The sequence below is a fragment of the Sulfitobacter indolifex genome, assembly GCF_022788655.1.
Lineage (GTDB): Bacteria > Pseudomonadota > Alphaproteobacteria > Rhodobacterales > Rhodobacteraceae > Sulfitobacter > Sulfitobacter indolifex.
This window is the reverse complement of sequence record NZ_CP084951.1, coordinates 3224381-3246430: the sequence shown is the minus strand read 5'-3', so window position 1 is coordinate 3246430 and position 22050 is coordinate 3224381. Positions and strand designations below refer to the sequence as shown.

The window sequence follows — 22050 nt, the reverse complement described above, 5'->3', positions numbered from 1 at the left end:
GCGGCCTTAGGACCTGACCCCGTGGCCTATTTCCTTTTCCGCCGCACGCTTGGTTTCGTGCTGACCCTGCTGGCCGTGTCGCTTGTGGTTTTCGCCGTGATGAACGTGCTGCCCGGCGATCCGGCGCTGACGATCCTTGGGATGGATGCCAGTGACGATGCACTGGCCGCGCTGCGCGATCAGTTGGGGCTGAATGAGCCTATAGTGGCGCGCTATCTCTCTTGGGTCTGGAACGCACTGCAGGGGGATTTCGGTCTCAGTCATTCCTTCCGCGTACCTGTGGCTGAGTTGATCGCAGAGCGGTTGCCGATGACCATTTCGCTTGCCGTGGCGGGGATGTTGGTGACCTTGGTACTTGCCTTGAGCCTTGGCATCACCGCCGCAGCGCAGCACCGTCGCGCTGGCGATTGGGGGGTAATGTTCCTCAGCCAACTGGGCATCGCGGTCCCGGCCTTTTGGCTGTCGATCCTTTTGGTCATGCTCTTTGCTGTCAAACTGCGTTGGCTGCCGCCCGGAGGGTTTGGAGGTTGGTCTGATCCGGCCGCGGCGATCCGGTCTTTAATCCTCCCAACGGTAGCGTTGGCGCTGGTGCAATCAGCGGTGCTGGCGCGGGTCACGCGGTCTTCGGCGTTGGAGGTGATGCGGCAAGATTTCGTGCGCACCGCGCGGGCCAGCGGGTTGTCACATCGTCGTGTGCTCTGGCGGCATGTGCTGCCCAATGCGCTGGTGCCGATCGTCACCATTGTCGGCATGCAATTTGCAGCACTGGTGACCGGGACGATTGTGATCGAGAATGTCTTTTACCTGCCCGGTCTCGGGCGGCTGATCTTTCAATCCATCGCGAACCGAGACCTGCCCACCGTCCAAGCGCTGGTGATGCTCTTTGCCGCCATCGTGGTGACGGCGAACTTCGTGGTCGACCTGCTTTATGTCGTGATCGACCCACGGCTAAAGGCGCGGGCATGAGGGGGCTTCCGGCGAACTTTCTTCTGGGTGCGGTTTTGGTCAGCGTCGTCGTCGGCATCGCAGCCCTGTCGCTCATCTGGACCCCGCATGATCCACAGACCATGTCGATCTCGACCAAATTCGCGCCACCCTCAATGGAGCATTGGTTGGGCACCGATCAACTGGGCCGCGATGTTGTGGCGCAACTCATGGCGGCGGCGCGCAATTCGATGACCGTGGCGCTGGTGGCGGTGCTTTTGGGCGGCAGCATTGGCGTAGCACTGGGCCTCCTGGCTTCGGCGCTGGGCGGCTGGGTTGAGGACGGGGTGATGCGGCTGGCCGATCTCGGCTTTGCTTTCCCGGCGCTGTTGTTCGCGATCATGTTGGCAGCGGTTTTTGGCCCGTCGCTCACCAATGCGGTAATGGCGATCTCATTCATCAATATCCCAATCTTCGCCCGTGTGACCCGCGCCTCGGCCAACCAGATCTGGACGCGCGACTATGTCGCCGCCGCGCGGGCTGCCGGGCGGGGGCGCTTTGCGATCAGCCGCGATCACATTCTGCCGAACATCGCCGCTGCGATCATCGTGCAGGCCACCATCGAGTTTGCCGTGGCGATTTTGGCCGAGGCGGCGCTGAGCTACCTCGGCCTTGGTGCGCAGCCGCCTGCGTCGAGCTGGGGGCGGATGTTGTCAGAGGCGCAGACGCTGATGTATCTCGCGCCGCAATTGGCGATTTATCCGGGGCTTTGTATCGTAACGGCTGTACTCGGGTTCGGTCTGTTGGGCGATGGGCTGCGTGATATCACCGACCCAAGACTGGTGCGGGCGCGATGATCGAGCTTGCCAACCTTTCCGCCCATTTCGGCGAGGCAGCGGCCCTGCGTGACGCCAATCTGGTAATTGAGCGCGGCGACCGTCTGGGCATTGTTGGCGAAAGCGGTTCTGGCAAGACGTTGCTGGCGCTCTGCCTCATGGGCATGGCCCCCGACAGCGCGCGCCTGACTGGGCGGCTCAGCATTGATGGGCAGGATATGGCCAGCGCGACGGAGCGGGACTGGCAGCGCCTGCGCAGCCGCCGGGTGGCAATGGTGTTTCAAGAGCCGATGGCCGCGCTGAACCCGCTTAGACGCGTGGGCGATACGGTGATGGAGCCGATGTTGTTGCACGATGGCCTGACGCGCCGCGCGGCCCGCGCCCGGGTGCTGAGCCTGTTCGAAGAGGTGGGCATCCCGGACCCCGACCAACGGTTGCGGCAGTTCCCGCATGAGATGTCGGGCGGGCAGCGCCAGCGGGTGCTGATCGCGCTGGCCTTGGCCTGCAACCCAATGCTGCTGATCGCGGATGAGCCGACCACCGCGCTGGACGCCAATGTCGCGTTGCGGATCACCGATCTGCTGCAACGGCTGGCACAAGAGCGCGAGATGGCGCTGGTTTTCATCAGTCATGACCTTGCTGCTGTGGCCCGTGCCACCCAAGACATCGTGGTGATGTATGCCGGCGACATGGTGGAGCGCGGCCCAACGGCAGAGGTGCTTTCAGCGCCTGTGCATCCCTATACTAAGGGTCTGCTGGGCGCGCGGCCTGATGCCAGTGTGGCGGGGCGGGATGCCAATGGAAAGCGGCGGCGCCTACCCACCATTCCGGGCTCTGTGCCGCCCCTACATGGTCTGCCCGAAGGCTGCCGTTTCGCCGGGCGCTGTCCGGTCGAACTGCCCCAATGCGCCACGCAGCGCCCGGTCTTTACGCAGACCGACGTGGGGCGCGGTGCTGCCTGTCACTTATTGCCGGAGGCACGCCATGACTGACGTGCCGCTCTTGGAAGTCCGCAACCTCACCCGCCGCTACAAGCTGCCGCGGCAGAGCCTGCTGCGCCGGGCACCCGTGCTGACGGCGTTGGAGGGGGCTGCATTTTCGCTGCGCGCCGGAGAGACCTTGGGCGTGGTTGGCGAAAGTGGTTCGGGCAAATCGACCTTGGCGCGGCTCATCATGGCGTTTGAGGCTCCGGACGCGGGGGAGGTGCTGTTTCAGGGCCGTGATCTGCACGGCCTGACCGCAGAGGAATTGCGTGAGTTGCGGCGCGGCTTTCAGATGGTTTTTCAAGACCCTTTCGGCTCGCTCAACCCGCGCCGCCGCATTGGCTGGTCCATCGCAGAGCCGCTGCACGCCAATGGCGAGACGGAGAATATCACCCACCGCGTCGCCGAAACCTTAGCGCAGGTTGGGCTGCACCCTGCCGACGCGGGGAAATATCCGCATGAGTTCTCGGGCGGGCAGCGCCAGCGCATCGCCATTGCCCGCGCCATCATCACGCGCCCCGCGCTGCTGGTCGCGGATGAGGCGGTCTCGGCCTTGGATGTTTCGGTGCAGGCGCAAATCCTTAACCTTTTGATGGACCTGCAAGATGATCTGGGCCTCGGCATGGTGTTTATCAGCCATGACCTCGCGGTGGTGGGCTCAATCTGTGACCGGGTGCTGGTGCTGCAGCACGGCAAAACGCTGGAGAGCGGAGCGGCGGTTGATGTGTTGCGCGCGCCTAAGCACCCTTATACGAAAACTCTGCTGAAAGCCGCAGGAGTACGCCCATGACCCGTTTCGTCCACCTGACCGACCTGCATATCTCGCACCCCGATCTGAACGATCCACATCTGCAAAGCGACACGCCCGCCACGCTGCGCCGGGTGGTCGAGGTGATCAACGGGATGGCACCGCAACCTGATTTCGTGGTGGCCAGCGGCGATCTGACCAATCAGGGCGATCAGCAAAGCTATGAACTGCTGCGCGACATACTGGGCACCATGCACGCGCCGCTGGTGCTGGCGCTTGGCAATCACGACAAACGCGCCGGGTTCAACGCGGTCTTTGCGCCGGGGCTGGCGGATGCGCCCTATTTTCACGATGCGCCACAGGGCGATCTGCATGTCATCACGCTGGATAGCAGCGTGCCGGGCAAGGTGGCCGGAGCACTGGACGACGCGCAGTTTGAATTCCTCGGGGCAGCGCTGCAGCGTCACCCCGAGCTGGCGAAACTCTTGGTAATCCACCACCCGCCGCGTGTTGATCCCGAGGCGCTGGCGTGGGGCAGTCTTGATGAGGCCAGCAGTGCCCGTTTAGCTGAAATGCTGAAGGGCCAGCGCGTCGCGGGGGTCCTCTCGGGCCATGTTCACGTGAACCGGGTCAGTCATTGGCATGGCATACCTGTCGTGATCTCTAACGGGCTGCACTCCACCATTGATCTAACCGAGACGCGCGATCTGCGCATCGTTGAGGGCACCGGATTCGGGCTATGTGATTGGCTCCCAAGCGGCCTGAGCGTTTCTTTCGCCCCGCTTGACCCGTCGGCGCGTGAATTGGCACGGATTGATGAGGCCCAGCTAAAATCCTTTGAGTAGAACGACATCCACCGCCTGCAGCCGCAGCATTCTTCTCATGCCGCGCCGCAGTAAAAAAATTATTGTTGACCCTCAACCTTTTTAATCTCACACAACGATACAAGAAAAAGTGATATCCGGCGCAAGATCGGATTGCTGTTCACGGGGAGGGTGAATTTGCCGACTGCCAATGGCGATAGTGTATCCACACTTGGCGCGCGTATGCGTAAGCAGCGCCACCGGTTGTCCCTGACGTTGCAGCAGTTGGGCGAAGCCTCTGGCGTGTCGGTCGGATATCTCAGCCAAGTTGAGCGTGGGCTCGCCACGCCATCGCTGGGCACCCTGTCGCAGATTGCCGTCGCGCTTCAGGTCGAAGTTGGCTTTTTCATCCATACCCCCAAGACCCAAGACAGCCTGACCCGCGCGGATGAACGTCAGCGTTTTGCCGTGTCGGGGTCTTCGATCGAATATGAAAAGCTCGGCGCGGATTTTCCCGGCCATGAGCTGTCATCCTACATCATGAACGTGCCACCGGGCTATGCCTCGGAAGAGGTCGTGCATGAGGGCGAAGAGGTGATCTATATCCTTGAAGGAGAGATCGCACAGGTCGTCGATGGCGGAGAGCACATCATGCGGCCCGGCGACAGCCTGCATTACCTCGGCAGCAGCCCTCATTCTTGGTCGAACAAAACAGACAAGCCCGCGCGCATGCTTTGGGTCGGTCGGATGCAGTACGAACAGGTCGCTGGCGCCAATAGAATACGTCCGAATGAAGGGGCAATAGCCACCGCATTCGCGTCGTCTCGCCCGTAAGGGCGTATCACCTGCGGCGGACAAACCGCTGCCAAAAAACAAACCAATCAGGAGAGAGAAAATTATGTCATTTACAAAAAAACTGGCCGCTGGGGCCCTGCTGACGGCACTGGGTGCCACAGCGGCATCGGCCCAATCGCTGGTCTATTGCTCCGAAGGCTCGCCCGAGGGTTTTGACCCGGCGCTCTACACTGCCGGCACCACCTTCGACGCCTCCAGCCACCCGATCTACAACCGTCTGGCCGAGTTCAAAGTCGGCACGACCGAAGTTGTTCCTGCACTGGCCGAAAGCTGGGAAGTCAGCGAAGACGGTATGAAAGTGACCTTCAAGCTGCGTCAGGGTGTTAAATTCCACTCCAACGACCAGTTCACGCCGACACGCGACTTCAACGCCGACGACGTGATCTTTAGCTTTGACCGTCAGGGCAACGAAGAGAACCCCTACAACCAGGTTTCCGGCGGCACGTGGGAATACTACGGCGGCATGTCCATGCCCGACCTCGTCGAGAGCATCGAGAAGGTCGACGATTACACCGTCGTCTTCAACCTGACCCGCCCCGAAGCGCCCTTCATCGCCAACATGGCCATGGATTTCGCCTCGATCGTGTCCAAGGAATATGCCGACGCGATGCTCGAAGCTGGCACGCCCGAGATGCTGAACCAAGCACCTATCGGTACTGGCCCGTTCCAGTTCCAAGCCTACCAGAAAGACGCGGTCATCCGTTACCTGCGTAACGACGAATACTGGGGCGACAAAGCCAAAGTCGAAAGCCTGATCTTCGCGATCACGCCCGACGCTTCGGTCCGCTACCAAAAAGTGCAGGCGGGTGAGTGCCACGTGACGGCATATCCGAACCCTGCCGATGTTCAGGCGATGAAAGACGCCGAAGACATCGTCGTGATGGAGCAGGAAGGCCTGAACGTTGGCTATTTGGCTTACAACACGCAGGTAGCGCCCTTTGACAACGCCAATGTCCGCAAAGCGCTGAACATGGCGATCGACAAGCAGGCGATCATCGACGTGGTATTCCAGGGCTCCGGCGAAATCGCCAAGAACCCGATCCCGCCGACCATGTGGTCCTACAACGACGCCATCGAAGACGACAACTATGACCCCGAGGCCGCCAAGGCGATGCTCGAGGAAGAAGGCGTCACCGACCTCTCCATGAAGATCTGGGCGATGCCGGTTCAGCGTCCCTACAACCCCAATGCTCGCCGTATGGCCGAGCTGATGCAGGAAGACTTCTCCAAAGTTGGCGTCGATGTTGAAATCGTCTCCTACGAATGGGGTGAGTACCTTGAGCGTTCCAAGTCCAAAGACCGTGATGGCGCGGTGCTGCTGGGTTGGACCGGTGACAACGGCGACCCAGACAACTTCCTCGCGGTTCTGCTGGGCTGTGACGGTGTAGAGAAATCCAACCGCGCCCAGTGGTGCAACGAGGAATTCGACGCGCTGATCCAGAAAGCCAAGGTTCTGCCGACCCAAGAAGAGCGTGCGCCGCTGTACGAAAAAGCGCAGCAGATCTTCAAGGACCAAGCTCCTTGGGCCACCATCGCGCATTCGGTCGTCTACATGACCATGCGTCCCGAAGTTGAAGGCTATGTCGTGCACCCGCTGGGTGGCCACATCTTCAACCAAGTTGGCCTGAAGCAGTAACCCTGCCGCTATGATCAAGGGGGGCGGCATTCTGTGCCGTCCCCATTTTATTAACCTCACCCGCCGGGAAGCCCTACCTTGTCCAATTCTCTGAATGATCGCCTGTCGGCCTATGCCAATATCGCCGCTGACCTATCGGTGGACGCCGTGGCGTTGGTGCCCGGCCCGAATTTTACCCGCGCTGTCGACCATGCCTTTATGAGCCACGAGCGCCCATTTGTTCTGGTCATCCCCGCGCGCGGCCCCGCCGCCGCATTGGTGCCGAACCTTGAGTTGGGCAGCTGGGACTTAGTTGGCTTTGAGGGTGCCGTTTTCGATTGGCGCGACCAGACAGGCTATGACGATGCCTTTGCCGCGATGACCCAGCATCTGAACATCACTTCGCTGGCCGTTGAGGGCCAAGTGATGCGCGTCTTTGTGCATCACGCGCTGAAGAAAGCGCAGCCCGATCTGCGGATCATCGACGCCGAGCGCGAAATCTCTGCGCCGCGCATGATCAAGACCGAGGCCGAGGTTGCCGCCCTGCAAGAGGCCATTAACATTTCCGAACGTGCCCTGCGCGCCACGCTCGACTCTGTGAAGCTCGGCCAGACCGAGAAAGAGATCGAACAGAAACTTGTGCAGATGGTTTTTGCCGAAGGGGCGGATGATCTGTCCTTTGCGCCGATTGTCGCGGCGGGGGATGGCTCGGCCCGCCCGCATGCCAAAGCGCGCGAAGATTACCGCGTCAAAGCGGGCGATGCGCTGCTGATCGACTTCGGTGCGCGCAAGAACGGCTTTGCCGCTGACATCACCCGCACTGTTTTCCTTGGCCACGTCAGCGACGAAGGGCGCGAGGTTTATGACACCGTGTTGCGCGCCAACCTCGCCGGCCTCGACGCAACCCGCGCAGGCGTCACCGCGCATGAGATCGACGATGTGGTGACCGGCGTGCTCGAAGCCTCGCCCTACGCCGACCGCATCCGCACTAAGACAGGCCATGGCCTTGGCCGCGACGTGCATGAAGCGCCTTACATCATGCGCGGCAACCACATGACTTTACCCGCCGGAACGGTGTACACCAACGAACCCGGCCTTTATGAGATCGGCAACTTTGGGGTGCGCATCGAAGATGACGTGCTGATCACCGAAGATGGCTACAAATCCCTGACCAACTTTCCGAAGGAACTGATGGTGTTACCGTGCTGAAATATGTTTTGTCGCGCCTCGCGACCTTCATCCCGACCTTTATCGGCGTCACGCTGATATCATTTGCCTTCATCCGCATGCTGCCGGGCGACCCGATCGTCGTCATGGCAGGCGAGCGGGGCATCTCAGACGAACGCTACTTGGAACTGCAACAGCAGTTTGGGTTTGACCGCCCGATCTATGTACAGTTCTGGGAGTACTTTACCGGCGTTCTGCAGGGCGATCTGGGCAACTCCTTTGTCACCAAACGGCCCGTATGGGATGAGTTCTTTTCGCTTTTCCCGGCGACGTTGGAACTGTCGATCTGTGCGATGATCTTTGCGGTGGCCTTGGGTCTGCCCGCGGGGGTGATTGCTGCGGTGAACCGGGGCAAGTTCTTTGACCGGGCGCTGATGTCGACCGCACTGGTGGGCTATTCGATGCCAATTTTCTGGTGGGCGCTGCTGCTGATCATCGTGTTCTCGGGCAACTTGGGCTGGACGCCGGTCTCGGGCCGGATTGATCTGCTTTATTACTTCCCCGACGCCACGGGCTTTATGCTGATCGACAGTATTGCCTCTGGGCAGAAGGGCGCGTTTGTCTCGGCGGTCAGACACCTGTTGTTGCCGACCATCGTACTGGGCACCATCCCGCTGGCCGTGATCGCGCGGCAGACCCGTTCGGCCATGCTTGAAGTGCTGGGCGAAGATTACATCCGTACCGCGCGCGCCAAGGGCATGTCACCGGGCCGGATCAACGGCATCCACGCGCTGCGCAACGCACTTATCCCCGTCATCACCGTGATCGGCCTGTCGGTCGGTACGCTGCTTGCGGGCGCCATTCTGACCGAGACGATCTTTAGCTGGCCGGGCATCGGCAAGTGGATGGTCGACAGCATTTTCCGCCGCGACTACCCGGTGGTGCAGGGTGGCCTGCTGCTGATCGCCGTCATGGTCATGGTCGTGAACCTCACCGTTGACATGCTCTATGGCATCATCAACCCCAAGATCAGGAAACGCTAATGGACGACGCACTCTCCGCCGAAGCCGAAATGGTGCACGCGCGCCCCGGCCGCTTGCGCGAATTCTGGTTCTATTTCCGTGAAAACCGTGGCGCGGTAATCGGGCTGTGGATCTTTGCCATCTTTGCCTTTCTGGCGCTGTTTGGCCCGTGGATCGCCCCGCATGACGCAACCCAACAGTTCCGCGCCGCGACGTTGCAGCCTCCTGTCTGGCAGGACGGTGGCACGTGGAGCCATATCCTTGGCACCGACCCGCTGGGCCGCGATATGCTCTCGCGCCTGATTGTCGGCGCGCGCTATTCGTTCTTTGTTGGCATCGTCGTGGTCTCTATCGCCGCCTCTGGCGGGATCATTGTCGGCTTGATCTCGGGCTTTGCGCCCAAGTGGCTCGACACGATCATCATGCGGATCATGGACATCATCTTGGCCTTCCCCTCGCTGCTGCTGGCGCTGGTGCTGGTCGCCATCCTTGGGCCGTCGCTGACCAATGCGATGATCGCAATCGCCATCGTGTTGCAGCCGCATTATGTGCGTCTGACCCGTGCGAGTGTGCTGTCTGAGCGGCAGAAGGACTATGTGACCTCGGCCCGCGTTGTCGGCGCTGGCACGCTGCGGCTGATGGTCGTGACCGTGCTGCCCAACTGCCTTGCGCCGATCATCGTGCAAGCTGCGTTGTCCTTCTCGACCGCGATCCTTGATGCCGCCGCGCTTGGCTTCCTCGGCATGGGCGCACAGCCGCCCACACCCGAATGGGGCACCATGCTTGCCGAAGCGCGTGAGTTCATCCTGCGGGCGTGGTGGGTTGTGACCTTCCCCGGCCTTGCGATCCTCGTCACCGTGCTGGCGATCAACCTCATGGGTGACGGTCTGCGCGACGCCCTTGATCCGAAACTGAAGCGGAGCTGATTGATGTCTCTTCTGCGTATCCGCAACCTCTCGGTCGATTTCGCCACCGCCTCGGGCAAGTTCCGTGCTGTGGACTCGGTCGACCAAGATGTCGACACGGGCGAAATCCTCGCCATTGTTGGCGAAAGTGGCTCGGGAAAATCGGTGTCGATGTTGGCACTGATGGGCCTGCTGCCTTGGACGGCGACTGTCACCGCCGATGAGCTGACCTTTGACGGCCACGACCTGCTCAAAATGAGCAACCGCGACCGCCGCAAGATCGTCGGCAATGACCTTGCCATGATCTTCCAAGAGCCGATGTCCTCGCTCAACCCCTGTTTTCCGGTGGGTTGGCAGATCAAGGAATCCTTGCGCTTTCACCTCGGCCTGAACCGGGCCGAGCGGCACAAGCGGGCGATTGAGCTGTTTGAGCAGGTTGGCATCCCGGACCCGGAAAAGCGTCTGTCGGTGTTTCCGCACCAGATGTCGGGCGGGATGAACCAGCGTGTGATGATCGCCATGGCGATTGCCTGCAAACCCAAGCTGTTGATCGCGGATGAGCCGACAACCGCGCTCGACGTGACCATTCAGGCGCAGATCCTTGATCTGCTGACCTCCCTGCGCGAAGAGACGGGCATGGGGCTGGTGTTGATCACCCACGACATGGGCGTGGTTGCCGAAACCGCCGAGCGGGTAAGCGTGCAATACGCGGGCCAAAAGATCGAAGAACAGCAGGTGCTGCCGCTCTTCCGCCAGCCGCACCACCCTTACACGGCGGCGCTGCTGGATGCCTTGCCCGAACGCGCAACCGAGAAGCGTTTGCCGACGATCCCCGGCGTTGTACCGGGTCAGTTCGATCGGCCTGCCGGGTGCCTGTTCTCGCCGCGTTGCAAGTTCGCCAACGACAAATGCCGCAACCAGAACCCGCCGCCGCTGAGCGAAGAGCTTGGCAAGGCCCGCTGTTTCTATCCGCTTAACACCGATGAAAGGGTCGCGTCATGACTGCCCCCGTAATGACCGCCGACGCGCTGGAGCGTCACTATCAGGTTGGTGGCGGCTTCCTACGCAAGACCCAGACGCTCAAGGCCGTCGCGGGCCTCGATTTCCAACTGCACCCCGGCAAGACGCTGGCCGTTGTGGGCGAAAGCGGCTGTGGCAAATCCACACTGGCGCGTATGGTCACGATGATCGAAGAGCCGACCGCAGGGTCGCTCACGCTCGACGGCAAACAGGTACGGCCTGAGGATTGGGCCGACCTGCGCCAGCATGTGCAGATCGTGTTCCAAGACCCCTACGGTTCGCTCAACCCGCGCCAGCAGATCGGTACGATCCTGCAAGAGCCGCTGGTGATCAACCGCAAGGACATGTCCAAGAAAGAGCGTGAGGAAAAAGCGCGCGAGATGCTGCGTCTTGTCGGTCTGCGGCCCGAGCATTACGACCGCTACCCGCATATGTTCTCGGGCGGTCAACGCCAACGGATTGCGGTGGCGCGGGCATTGATGCTGGACCCGAAGGTGCTGGTGTTGGACGAGCCTGTCTCGGCGCTTGATCTGTCGATTCAGTCGGCGATCTTGAACCTGTTGGTGGACCTTCAGGAAAAGATGCAGCTGGCCTATCTCTTCATCAGCCATGACCTGTCAGTCGTGCGCCACGTCGCCGATGATGTGATCGTCATGTATCTGGGCCGCGCGGTTGAGAAGGGGCCGAAGGACGAAGTCTTTGAGAATCCGCGCCATCCTTACACGGCGGCGCTGCTCTCCGCGACGCCACGCGCCGATCCCGAAGGCGGCAAAGAGCGCATCAAGCTGCAAGGCGAGTTGCCCTCGCCACTGGCGATCCCCGAGGGTTGCCCCTTTGCGCCGCGCTGTTGGAAGGTGCAGGATGTCTGCCGGAAAGAGCGCCCCGTTCTCGAAGGCACGCCCCATCCGGCGGCTTGTTACTTCCCGGTCGACGAGTGACCCCAGTCTGACCCTTCGGGGTCAGACCACCTGCGCTACGACGCCGATGCAATCGCCCATCTTGACCAAACCCGGCACATGTCGGGCGGTCAGGATACCGCTCAGCTGCGCATGCGCCGTGAGCGCGGGCTGACCACTGCGGTCACTGCGCCAGAGCCGGGCGATGGGCTGGCCTTCGGTGACCTCATCCCCCAGATCGACCAGCGGCTCCAGCAGCGCATTCGCCTCGCTGAAGGTGAAGCAGCGCCCGTCTGGCATATCGAGCGTGATGCTTTCGGCCACCTCCGGTTCGCCCTGCAATATCCCCGCATGGATCAACAGGTTCCGCGCCCCTTTGCGGGCCACGGCGACGCTCTTGGCAGTCGAAGTCCCCGCGCCACCCAACTCGGTGGTGACCAGCACCTTGCCTTGCTCCTCAACCTCGGTGTCGAACATGCCGACGCTGTCGATCTCTAGCATCTTCATCGAATAGGGCGCGTTGAAGGCCTGCATCGCTGCCATACAGGCGGCCTCTTGCGTCTTGTCGGGCAAGATATGTGCGGCGGCGAAGGGCAGGAAATCGAGCGTGCGCCCGCCGGAATGGAAATCGAGCACCACATTCGCAAGCGGTACCAATTCAGTCGCAATGTAATGCGCAATCTTTTGGGTCACCGTGCCATCGGGGCGGCCCGGAAAGCTGCGGTTCATATTGCCGCCGTCGATGGGCGAACAGCGGCGGCCCGCGGCGAAGGCAGGCATGTTCATCATCGGTAAGATGATGACGCGTCCGGAGACCTCCGAGGGGTCCAACGTCGCCGCCAGTTCTTGCAAAGCAATCGGCCCTTCGTATTCATCGCCGTGGTTGCCGCCAGAGAACAGCGCCGTCGGCCCGTCGCCGCCATTGATGACGGTGATCGGAATCATGACAGACCCCCACGCGCTGTCATCGCGACTGTAGGGCAGGCGCAAGAAACCGTGGTGCGCGCCGGGTTGGTCAAGCGGGATGGTCGGGGTGATGGGGGATTTACTCATGCGGATACAAACAACTTTCGCGGTGTGGTGCAGAAACATTCATGGCCGGTCTCGGTGATGCGGATCGGCTCGGTGATTTCGAGCCCGCCATCATCCAGCCAGAGCGCGGGCATGAAATGGAAGGTCATGTTCGGCTCAAGGATCGTCGTGTCGCCGCGGCGGAAAGAGATCGTGCGCTCGCCCCAGTCGGGCGGATAGCTGATACCGATGGCATAGCCGCAGCGGCTGTCCTTCTCAAACCCGGCCTTGTTCAGCGTCTTGTTAAAGGCGTTGGCGATGTCCTCAGCCTTATTGCCCGGCTTGGCTTGTTCCAGCCCCGCGTCGATGGCCTCAAGCACCGCCTGTTCGGCGTCGCGGTATTTCTGTGGCACATCCCCGAAAAACAACGTGCGCGATTGCGGGCACTGATAGCGACGGTGCGCGCCTGCGATCTCAAAGAAGGTCGCTTCATTGGGCTGCATGGGGCGGTCGTCCCACGTCAGATGCGGGGCAGTGGCGTCCATGCCGGAGGGGGCCATGGGCACGATGGCCGGATAGTCGCCCCAAAAGCCCTGCGCGCCGCGAATGCCGGTGGCGTAGATTTCGGCCACCAGATCGTTCTTGCGCATCCCCGGCACGGCGACTTCGAGGATGCGGACGTGCATCTCTTCGACGATCCGGGCGGCGCGTTCCATATATTCGATCTCGCGCTCGGATTTCACGGCGCGTTCCCAGTTCACCAATGATGTGGCATCCATGAAGGTCGCCTTGGGCAGTTTGGTTTTCAGCGTGTCGTGGGCGCGGGCGGAGTAATAGTAGTTGTCCATCTCCACGCCGATGCGCGCGTTCTCGAGGCCCATTTCGCTCAAGAGGCCCGAGAGGTCTTCCATTGGATGTTTCTCGGGGTTTTGGACATAGCTGTCGTCGTAGCCCCGGATGCGGTCGTCCTCCATAAACACGGTGCGCCGTGCGCCAAGCGCGTCCATACCGCGGCCCCACCACATCGGCTCGCCCTCATGGGTCAGGATCACCGCTTGGAAGACATAGAACGACCAACCGTCGTAGCCCGAGAGCCACGACATGTTCGACGGGTCGCTAACCACAATCGCATCCATGTTGCGCGCGGCCATGACCTTGCGCGTTCGGTCAACCCGGCGCTGGTACTCGCTGTTGGTAAAATTCGCCTCATACGTGGTCATAGGCCTGCCCCTTTCATGTCTGGTTATCCGGGTGATGTGATCCGGCCAGAGGGGCCGGGATCACGGGATGATGCCTTGCGCGTGGGCGCTTGGCATGTCGCAGTCGAACAGACGGCCATAGCCATCGGGGCGGCCCGTCAGCCCGCCCATCCGTTGCAACGCCCAGCACAGCGCTTGGTTAGAGGTCACGACCGGTTTGCCCAAGGCGGCTTCGATCCGGTCAATCACGTCGACGCCGCGCAGGGACGTGCAGGAGAGGAAAAATGCCTCTACCTCTGGTCCGTCCAGTGCGGTGGCGCCGTTGATGATGCTCTCGTCGTCGATCCGCGCCATGTCGCGGTCGTCTTCCAGCCCGAAGGCGCCGTTGCGCATGACCTCAAGCCCCTGTTCCTCGAAATAGGCGGCGAGGGGGGCTGCGGTGTCGGGCAGATAGGGGGTCAGCATCGCCACGCGCTTCACGCCAAGGGCGGCAAAGCCCGCGATGGCAGCAGAGGCGGGGGTGATGACGGGCACGCCGGGGAGCCCTTCGCCGATCGCCGCGCGCACTGCCGGGTTGCCGATGGCGACCGAGGCAGAGGTGCAGCAAAACGCCACGGCCGAGAGTTTGACGCCCGGCACCAGCAGCGATGCGGTACGGGCCAGATCGGGGGTCATGGCGCGGAGGCGGTCGGGCGTTGTGGGGTTTTCAAAGGCGATCCGGGCCGCATGCAGCGCGGCCTGCGCGGGGTCGATCAACCGCGCGGCATCGCGCTCAAACGTCATGTCGGTCGACAACAGGATCGCGCCGAGGCGCACCGGATCATCCTCACGCAAACGGCACTGAAGCGTTTCGCTTTGCACAGGGGGTGGCACCTGAATACTCCTTTACGCTAGACAACAAGCACGGGGCATTTCGCGAGCCCTGTGACTTTGTGTGACACTGAACCCAAAAGATAGCTATCGCCTGTCGCCCCCAACCCGCGCGAGCCGATGACAATGAGATCAGCATCATGTTTCTTGGCAAATTCGGTGACGGCGCGCGCAGGCCGGCCCGAGCGGACAAAGGCGCGAACATTCTCAACGCCGGCGTCTTTCAACAGCTGTTTGCCGTGGTTGATGATCTCGGTCGAGTGGGCCTGCATCGCGTCGTCGATATTGCCGGGGTCGTTGACCCGCACCATCGAAAGCGACGCCTCCAGCATCGAATGGTGCCGGTAGATCGTCAGCAATGTCACCTTCGCCCCAGTTAGTTTGGACAGCTCAGCCGCTTTCATCAGCGCCCGATCCGCATTGATCGAGCCGTCATAAGGGGCGAGGATATGGGTGAACATGACGCTCTCCTCTTATTTCGCAAAGGCCAGATCGCGTAGGAATAGGGCAATCTGTGGGAAGAAGATCAGCGCGACAGACACGCTCAGCAGCATCACGATGAAGGGCGGGGTGCCGCGGATAACCTCCATATAGGGGCGTTTGAAGACCGCGATGGCGGTGAAAATATCACATCCAAAGGGCGGCGTGGCCGAGCCGATGGCGACCTGCAAGGTGATGACCGTCCCGACCAGAACCGGGTCAAGGCCAACGGAGTCGACCACCGGCGCAAAGATCGGCACGAGGACAAGGATCACCACAATCGGGTCCACGAACATACAGCCAATGAAGAAGGCGATGGAGATCACGAACAGAACGCCAATTGGCCCCATGCTGTCGATCCCGATGCCCGCCAAGATCGCCTGCGGGATCTGTGCGAAAGAGATCACCCAAGAGAAGGCCGCGCCCGCCGCAACGAGGATGAAGACAACGGCGGTGATAAGGCCCGTGGATTTGGCCGTTTCATAGATGCCGGCCAAGTCGATCTCGCGGAAAACGATCATCTCAAGGAAGATGGCATAGAGCACACAGGCCGCCGCCGCTTCGGTCGGAGAGAAGACCCCGCCGTAGATGCCGCCGATGATGATCGCCGGGAAACCCAGCGGCCAAAGCGCTTGCCGCACTGCGCGGGCGCGCTCGCCCCATGTGGCTTTTTCTTCGGTGGGGACGTTGTGGCGATAGGCGTAGATCACCGAATAGATCGAAAACAGCGCAAGGATCAGCAGCCCCGGCCCGATGCCCGCGATGAACAACTCAGCAATCGAGGTATTGGAGACCACGCCGTAGATGATCATGCCGATGGAGGGCGGGATCAGGAAGGCGATATCTGATGAGTTCACGATCAGCGCCAGCACGAAGCTGTCTTTGTAGCCGGCTTTCAGCATCCGGGGCCGCAGGGGGGAGCCGACCGCGACCACCGTTGCCTGCGTGGAGCCCGAGACCGCGCCGAACATGGTACAGGCCGCCGCCGTGGCAACCGCAAGCCCGCCTTTCATGTGACCCACGAAGGACATCACCATATCGATCAGCCGCCCCGCAGATTGGCCCCGCGTCATGATGTCAGCGGCAAAGATGAACATCGGCACCGCGATCAGAGAGGCAGGGCGAACGCCCGCCATCATCTGCTGCACCATGGTCTCTAACTGGCCGAAGCCGCCGAAGAGAGAGTAAAAACCGACAAACGCACCGACGATCAGCGGGATCATCATGGGAAAGCCCAGCAGCAGCAGGACAACCATGATGGAGAAAATGGTAATGCCCATCGTTTAGACCTCCCGCTCGTTGTCGTCGTAGCCTTCAAGAACGCTGGTCGACAGGTAAATGTCCGGCTCAATGATGTTTTTGATCGCGGTCAAAAGATACTGCAGCCCGGTCATGAAGAACCCGACGGGCACCCAGACCAACGTCCACCAGACCGGCACCTGCAGGGCGGGCAGTAGGCGGCCCCGTCCGGCTTGGGTCATGATGTATTGCAGCGCGTACCACGCAAGGCCGAACATGAAGACGGCGGTGACAAAGGCGATGAAGATCATCAGCACTTTGCGGGGGCGCGGGGGCAGGGCGTCGAAAATCGCCGACATGCGGATATGCCGCCCGTGCCGCGCCGCATAGGAGATGCCCGCGAAGGTGATGAGAATGATCAGGATGCTGTTCAGCTCTTCAGAAAAGAAGATCGAGCTTTGGAAGACGAAACGGCCCACCACATTGGCAATCGTATTGGCCGCCATCAACAAAACACCAGCGGCGAGCATCACAGACTCAAGCCAGCTGATCGCGTTGTCGATTGTGCCCAAAGGGCCGGGCAGGGTGGATTTATAGGGGCCCACAGGGGCGTCATCGGTGCCGGTGGTGTCTGTCTGCGATTGCAGCTGCGAACTGTGGTTGTCTTCCGTCACCGGCGTCATCCCGTGAATGGTTCAAAATGGATCGCGTATAAATAAAGCCACCCCCCGGCAATAGGCCGGAGGGTGGAAGGATGCGTTTATTTGACGGCTTCGAGGTCAGCCTTGAACTGCTCAAGGATCTCTTTGCCGCTGTCGCCTGTCATCTCGATGAAGGTTGCTTCAACCGATGCAGCCTTGTCTTTGAAGGGCTGGCGCTCTTCTTCGGACAAGATGTTGATCTGCATGTCAGGCTTCGCCGCTGCGATGTTTTCGAGCGACTTTTCCTGCAGGCCGGACTGGTATTCGAGAATGTACTCAAATGCCGCGTCGGATGCGTTTTCCACGACCTTTTTGTCCTGATCGGACAGGCCGTCATAGAAATCCTTGTTGGCCATCACAGCAGTGGTGAAGTTGTTGTGGCCGATGCAGGTGATGACCTCGGTCACCTCATACATCTTGGTGGATTCCAGATAGAAGCCGGGGTTTTCTTGGCCTTGGATGATGCCGGTCTGCATCGCGCCGTAAACCTCGCCCCATGGCAGCGGTGTCGGTGTCGCGCCGAAGGCTTTGTAGCTTTCCACCAAGAGCGGGTTGGTCATGACGCGGAATTTAACCTCGTTGAGGTCTTCGGGCGTTTTGACCGGCTCTTGCGTGGTCATGCAGACCTCGCCTTCGGGGAACATGGTCAGCAGTTCCAACCCCTGATCAGCATAGAGCTTGGGGAACATCTCGTTGATCGCCTTGGAGGTGCGGAAGAACTCGTTGAGTTGCTCACCATCTTGCGGCAGCAGGTAGGGCACGAAAAAGACCTGCGCTTCGGGGATCAGCGCGCCGGTAAAGCCGGGGGATTGGTCCACGAACTGGAGGATGCCGGCCTGCGCCTGCTCCATCGTGTCAACGGATTCACCCAAGGTGCCGTATGGGAAAAGCTGAACTTCGTGGTCGGAGTTCGCTTCAACTTCTTCTTTGAACTTCTGGGCGTATTTGCCCTGCACCTCGTCCAGTGCTTCTTCGAAAGCATAGCGCCATGTGTCTGCCGAGGCCGCGCCTGCGACACTCGTCACGGCTGCGAGGATACCCCCGGTGATAACAGTTTTGAAAATAGCCATATTACTCCCTTTCATTTATTGTCCGCGCAGCCCAAAGGCCGCAGCGAAACTAATGTCCTGACTGCTAGATCATTTAAACCGATCCCAATCATGTCAATGTGAATATTGATCCATGACAATTTGCGCCGCTCTTACAGTCCCGCACGTCTGGCCCTGTTGCGTAGATTTGCATCGATCATGCGAATCCCGCGGGCAAATTCAGGAAAGGATTGCCCCCCAATGGCCAGGCGCAGCCCCGGATGTCGGTCCGGGGGACCGATGGCGAAACTGGCACCACTGGCCACAGCAATCCCGTTTTCGTGCAGCGATTTGACCAGTGCGGCTTCCTCATAGATATCGCTACAGGGCAACCAAAGGTGCAGGCCATTGGGGCTGGTCCGCATGTCGAGGCCGCGAAAGACATTGGCGGCAAAATCGGCCCGGTCGCGCAGGGCAAGCTGTTGGCGGTTCAAGAGAGTATTGGCGGTCCCGTCTTCGATCCAATGGGATGCGATCTCTGTCATCAGGTTGGTTGCCATCCAGTTGGTCGCCATATGCCGGTTCCCGGCAGAGGCGCTTAGATGATCAGGCACCACCAGATAACCAACCCGCAGCCCCGGCATCAGACATTTGGTAAGGCTGGTGAAATAGAGCACCCGTTCGGGTGCCATCATCGCCATTGGAGGGGGCGGGGCGTCTTGCAGCGGGCCCCACGACTGATTTTCGATGATCAGCACATCATGACGCCGCGCGACCTCAATCACGGCGGCACGGCGGCTTTCGGTCATGGTAAAGGCGAGTGGGTTGGCGCCGTTGGGGATGAGGTAGACGGCCTTGACGGGCTCTTTCGCGCAGACCCGCTCCAGCGCCTCGGGGCAGATGCCGCCCGCGTCGACGGTGACACCTTGCAGTCGAATACCAAGGAACCGCGCCAGTGGGCGCAGGGTGTGATGGCCGATGTCTTCGCTGACAATCAGATCGCCGGGCTGGGCGGCTGTCATGATCGCTATGGTCATGGCGCTGGTGCTGCCGTTGGTGGGGATCACCGCCATACCGTCCAGATCAAGACCGCATAGCGACAGCCAGCGCCGCACCGAACTGCTGCCGTCACCGGTGCGCAGGTCTTGGCGAAAGTCCCCCATCACGGCGCGGGGCAAAGAGCGTGCCAACGCACGGAGCGTCTTTTGCATCGCCTCTTCATGGGCGTGGTCGAGCACCGGCTTCAGTATCGACATATCCAGCAAGCGCCCGGCGGCCTTGCGGCTGACGAAGGGCATCGAGATATCATCGCTCGCCGCCCGCACAAACGTGCCACGCCCGACCTCGCCAACGATCTTGCCCGCCTCAACCAGCTTGTCATAGGCGCGGCTGACGGTCTGGACGCTGAGCGACAGGTCAAAGGCCATTTGGCGCTGCGTCGGCATCCGGTCGCCGGGTTTGAGCGCCCCATGCTGAATCGCTGTTTCAATCGCCTGAACGAGTGATCGATAGGCAGGCCGGGTCAGGGATCCGGGGTCTGGGCGCCATTTTGTCATGATCGGGATGATCACCACAATCATGACAATTGACAAGTCTGACCTGCGCTCTCATGAAACTGGCATGAGCTTTGTCAAATTGGATAAACGCGATGTCGCGGTGCTGTCGATCCTCTCTCGCGAGGGGCGCATCGCCAAATCTGCGCTTGCCGACAAGGTTAATCTCAGTGCCACCGCCTGCGGCGAACGGCTGGCGCGATTGGAATCTGCGGGCATCATTACCGGCTATCAGGCCCATGTCGCCCTGCGCCGCATTGCACCGCATGTCACTGTTTTTGTGCAGGCCGAACTGGGCAATCACCGCGCCGAGGCGTTTCAGCGGTTTGAGGCGGTCATCGCGCAACATGATGAGATCGTGCAGTGCTGGGCTTTGGGCGGCGGTTTTGACTATCTGATGCAGGTCGTCACCCGCGACATCGACAGCTACCAACGCTTGATGGATGCGCTGCTGGATCAGCAGGCCGGGCTGACGCGCTATTTCACCTATATCGTGACCAAATCCGTCAAATCCGCGCCGTTGCCGCTTTCAATGCTGCTGCCAGATGGCGAAGACTGAGCAACCGTAGTTTTTCCGGTCGCGGGCCGTTCGCGCCGCAGAACCTCCGGCGTGGTCTGCTAATTTCAGTCAAACCCGCGCCGATCCGCGCCTTACCTTTGGGGCAATTCATCCCAAAGGAGGTGCGCCGTGACCAAAATGATCCCAACCCCCGTAAACGGGCTGCCCGCGCTGGAAGATGGCGCATTGGCTCGCCATTTCGCCTATGTCGGTGGCGCATGGGTTGCCGGGGCGCAGAGCGATGCGTTTGATGTCACCGATCCGGCAAGCGGGGCGGTGCTGGGGTCAGTGGCCAAGCTGAACGGCGACGACAGCCGCGCTGCAGTGGATGCCGCACATGCCGCCTTTCCCCAATGGGCGGGCCTGCTGCCGCAAGAGCGCGGCGCGATCCTGCGGCGCTGGCGCGATCTGATGCTGGAAAACCGTGAAGATCTGGCGCGGATCATGACCGCAGAGCAGGGCAAACCGATCTCGGAATCGCGCGGTGAGATCGACTATGCTGCGTCCTTTTTTGAGTTCTACGCCGAAGAGGCGCGCCGCCCCAACATCGAAGGCGTCACCTCGCACCTGCCGGATGCCGAGGTTGAAATCTGGCGCGAGCCAGTGGGGGTGGCTGCCCTGATCACGCCGTGGAACTTCCCTTCGGCAATGCTGACCCGCAAGGCGGGTGCGGCACTGGCGGCAGGCTGCACTGTTGTCGCGCATCCATCGGCTGAGACTCCATTTTCGGCGCTGGCACTGGCCGAGTTGGGCGAACAGGCGGGGCTGCCCAAGGGGGTGTTCAACGTCGTTACGGGAGAGGCACCTGAGATCGTGAAGCCCTGGATGGAGGACAACCGCGTCCGCGCCATTTCCTTCACTGGGTCCACAGAGATTGGCAAACTGCTTTACCGTCAGGCGTCGGATAGTGTGAAACGCTTGGTGCTCGAACTCGGCGGCCATGCGCCTTTCATCATGTTCGACGATGCCGATATGGACCGCGCAGTGGAAGAAGCGATCAAGGCCAAATTCGCGACCTCAGGGCAAGATTGCCTCGGCGCGAACCGGTTCTTCATCGCCCGCGACAGCTATGCCACCTTCTGCACGCGCTTCACCGCCGCCACCCAGGCACTGACCGTGGGCATCGGCTCAGACGATCCGGACATCGGCCCGCTGATGAACGAGAAAGCCGTCGCCAAACAAGAGGAACACGTCAAAGATGCGCTTGACCGCGGGGCGCGGCTGCTTTGTGGTGGCAAGCGTCACGCGATGGGGCCGCTGTTCTTTGAACCGACGGTGCTGGCAGATGTGCCGCCGGATGCGCTGATCATGCGCGAAGAGACCTTTGGCCCCGTGGCCGCCATCGCGGCTTTTGACAGCGAGGATGAGGCGATCACGCGGGCCAATGACACGGAGTACGGGCTGGTGGCCTATGTCCACAGCCAAGACCCACGCCGCATTTACCGCGCTAGCCGGGCGCTGTGTTTCGGCATGGTGGCGGTCAACCGTACTAAGGTGACCGGCGCGCCGATCCCCTTTGGCGGGACAAAACAATCGGGCATCGGCCGCGAAGGATCGCGGCTGGGGCTCGAAGCCTTCACGGAAATCAAATACGTCTGCCGTGACTGGGCTTAAGATTTAAGAATACGGCGCAAAG

22 protein-coding genes are annotated in these 22050 nt (G+C 61.0%); 14 read left to right on the top strand and 8 right to left on the bottom strand.

The window, feature by feature from the left end; all coding sequences use genetic code 11:
- Nucleotides 1-21: 21 nt before the first annotated feature.
- The 12 genes from DSM14862_RS15915 (at nt 22) to DSM14862_RS15860 (ending at nt 11816) form a co-directional block, all read left to right on the top strand.
- Nucleotides 22-966 (top strand): ABC transporter permease, encoded by a 945-nt coding sequence (locus DSM14862_RS15915; protein ID WP_007118306.1) that lies wholly within the window; start codon nt 22-24, stop codon nt 964-966.
- Nucleotides 963-1781 (top strand): ABC transporter permease, encoded by an 819-nt coding sequence (locus DSM14862_RS15910; protein WP_007118305.1) that lies wholly within the window; start codon nt 963-965, stop codon nt 1779-1781. Before DSM14862_RS15915 ends, DSM14862_RS15910 begins: the two co-directional genes overlap by 4 nt.
- Nucleotides 1778-2752, top strand: a complete 975-nt coding sequence (locus tag DSM14862_RS15905; RefSeq protein WP_007118304.1) for an ABC transporter ATP-binding protein — start codon at nt 1778-1780, stop codon at nt 2750-2752. Before DSM14862_RS15910 ends, DSM14862_RS15905 begins: the two co-directional genes overlap by 4 nt.
- Nucleotides 2745-3533: an ATP-binding cassette domain-containing protein gene (locus DSM14862_RS15900; RefSeq protein WP_007118303.1), complete on the top strand. Its 789-nt coding sequence runs from the start codon at nt 2745-2747 to the stop codon at nt 3531-3533. Before DSM14862_RS15905 ends, DSM14862_RS15900 begins: the two co-directional genes overlap by 8 nt.
- On the top strand, nt 3530-4336 hold the full coding sequence (locus tag DSM14862_RS15895) for a metallophosphoesterase family protein (RefSeq protein WP_007118302.1): 807 nt from the start codon (nt 3530-3532) through the stop codon (nt 4334-4336). The genes DSM14862_RS15900 and DSM14862_RS15895 overlap by 4 nt, the downstream gene beginning before the upstream one ends.
- Nucleotides 4337-4537: 201 nt before the next feature.
- The gene (locus tag DSM14862_RS15890; RefSeq protein ID WP_007118301.1) at nt 4538-5128 is read left to right on the top strand and encodes a helix-turn-helix domain-containing protein; all 591 of its coding nucleotides are present in this window, start codon (nt 4538-4540) and stop codon (nt 5126-5128) included.
- A 64-nt stretch (nt 5129-5192) separates the two neighbouring features.
- Entirely contained in the window at nt 5193-6785 is a 1593-nt protein-coding gene (locus DSM14862_RS15885) for an ABC transporter substrate-binding protein (RefSeq protein WP_007118300.1), read from the top strand.
- 78 nt (nt 6786-6863) lie between these two features.
- The gene (locus DSM14862_RS15880; RefSeq protein ID WP_007118299.1) at nt 6864-7973 is read left to right on the top strand and encodes a M24 family metallopeptidase; all 1110 of its coding nucleotides are present in this window, start codon (nt 6864-6866) and stop codon (nt 7971-7973) included.
- Nucleotides 7967-8974: an ABC transporter permease subunit gene (locus tag DSM14862_RS15875; RefSeq protein WP_007118298.1), complete on the top strand. Its 1008-nt coding sequence runs from the start codon at nt 7967-7969 to the stop codon at nt 8972-8974. The genes DSM14862_RS15880 and DSM14862_RS15875 overlap by 7 nt, the downstream gene beginning before the upstream one ends.
- Nucleotides 8974-9879, top strand: a complete 906-nt coding sequence (locus tag DSM14862_RS15870) for an ABC transporter permease subunit (protein WP_007118297.1) — start codon at nt 8974-8976, stop codon at nt 9877-9879. The genes DSM14862_RS15875 and DSM14862_RS15870 overlap by 1 nt, the downstream gene beginning before the upstream one ends.
- Nucleotides 9880-9882: 3 nt before the next feature.
- On the top strand, nt 9883-10860 hold the full coding sequence (locus DSM14862_RS15865) for an ABC transporter ATP-binding protein (protein WP_007118296.1): 978 nt from the start codon (nt 9883-9885) through the stop codon (nt 10858-10860).
- Nucleotides 10857-11816, top strand: coding sequence for an ABC transporter ATP-binding protein (locus DSM14862_RS15860; RefSeq protein WP_007118295.1), 960 nt, complete (start codon nt 10857-10859; stop codon nt 11814-11816). Before DSM14862_RS15865 ends, DSM14862_RS15860 begins: the two co-directional genes overlap by 4 nt.
- Before the next feature lie 21 nt (nt 11817-11837).
- Here DSM14862_RS15860 and doeB read toward each other — a convergent pair whose 3' ends face one another.
- The 8 genes from doeB to ehuR form a co-directional block, all read right to left on the bottom strand.
- Entirely contained in the window at nt 11838-12827 is a 990-nt protein-coding gene (doeB, locus tag DSM14862_RS15855) for a N(2)-acetyl-L-2,4-diaminobutanoate deacetylase DoeB (protein ID WP_007118294.1), read from the bottom strand.
- Nucleotides 12824-14005, bottom strand: a complete 1182-nt coding sequence (gene doeA / locus DSM14862_RS15850; RefSeq protein ID WP_007118293.1) for an ectoine hydrolase DoeA — start codon at nt 14003-14005, stop codon at nt 12824-12826. The genes doeB and doeA overlap by 4 nt, the downstream gene beginning before the upstream one ends.
- Before the next feature lie 60 nt (nt 14006-14065).
- The gene (locus DSM14862_RS15845) at nt 14066-14857 is read right to left on the bottom strand and encodes an aspartate racemase/maleate isomerase family protein (RefSeq protein ID WP_007118292.1); all 792 of its coding nucleotides are present in this window, start codon (nt 14855-14857) and stop codon (nt 14066-14068) included.
- 17 nt (nt 14858-14874) lie between these two features.
- Nucleotides 14875-15315: a universal stress protein gene (locus DSM14862_RS15840; protein ID WP_007118291.1), complete on the bottom strand. Its 441-nt coding sequence runs from the start codon at nt 15313-15315 to the stop codon at nt 14875-14877.
- A gap of 12 nt (nt 15316-15327) precedes the next feature.
- A complete protein-coding gene (locus DSM14862_RS15835; protein ID WP_007118290.1) occupies nt 15328-16614 on the bottom strand; it encodes a TRAP transporter large permease in 1287 nt (428 codons plus the stop codon).
- A gap of 3 nt (nt 16615-16617) precedes the next feature.
- Complete coding sequence (locus DSM14862_RS15830) at nt 16618-17256, bottom strand: TRAP transporter small permease (protein ID WP_007118289.1); 639 nt, start codon at nt 17254-17256, stop codon at nt 16618-16620.
- 77 nt (nt 17257-17333) lie between these two features.
- The gene (locus DSM14862_RS15825) at nt 17334-18344 is read right to left on the bottom strand and encodes a TRAP transporter substrate-binding protein (RefSeq protein WP_007118288.1); all 1011 of its coding nucleotides are present in this window, start codon (nt 18342-18344) and stop codon (nt 17334-17336) included.
- A 131-nt stretch (nt 18345-18475) separates the two neighbouring features.
- Entirely contained in the window at nt 18476-19858 is a 1383-nt protein-coding gene (gene ehuR / locus DSM14862_RS15820) for a MocR-like ectoine utilization transcription factor EhuR (RefSeq protein ID WP_040700738.1), read from the bottom strand.
- Nucleotides 19859-19922: 64 nt separating this feature from the next.
- On the opposite strand from ehuR, the gene DSM14862_RS15815 reads away from it, so the two are divergent.
- The gene (locus DSM14862_RS15815; RefSeq protein WP_040700737.1) at nt 19923-20414 is read left to right on the top strand and encodes an Lrp/AsnC family transcriptional regulator; all 492 of its coding nucleotides are present in this window, start codon (nt 19923-19925) and stop codon (nt 20412-20414) included.
- A 138-nt stretch (nt 20415-20552) separates the two neighbouring features.
- Complete coding sequence (locus tag DSM14862_RS15810; RefSeq protein ID WP_040700734.1) at nt 20553-22028, top strand: NAD-dependent succinate-semialdehyde dehydrogenase; 1476 nt, start codon at nt 20553-20555, stop codon at nt 22026-22028.
- The last annotated feature ends 22 nt before the right edge of the window (nt 22029-22050 follow it).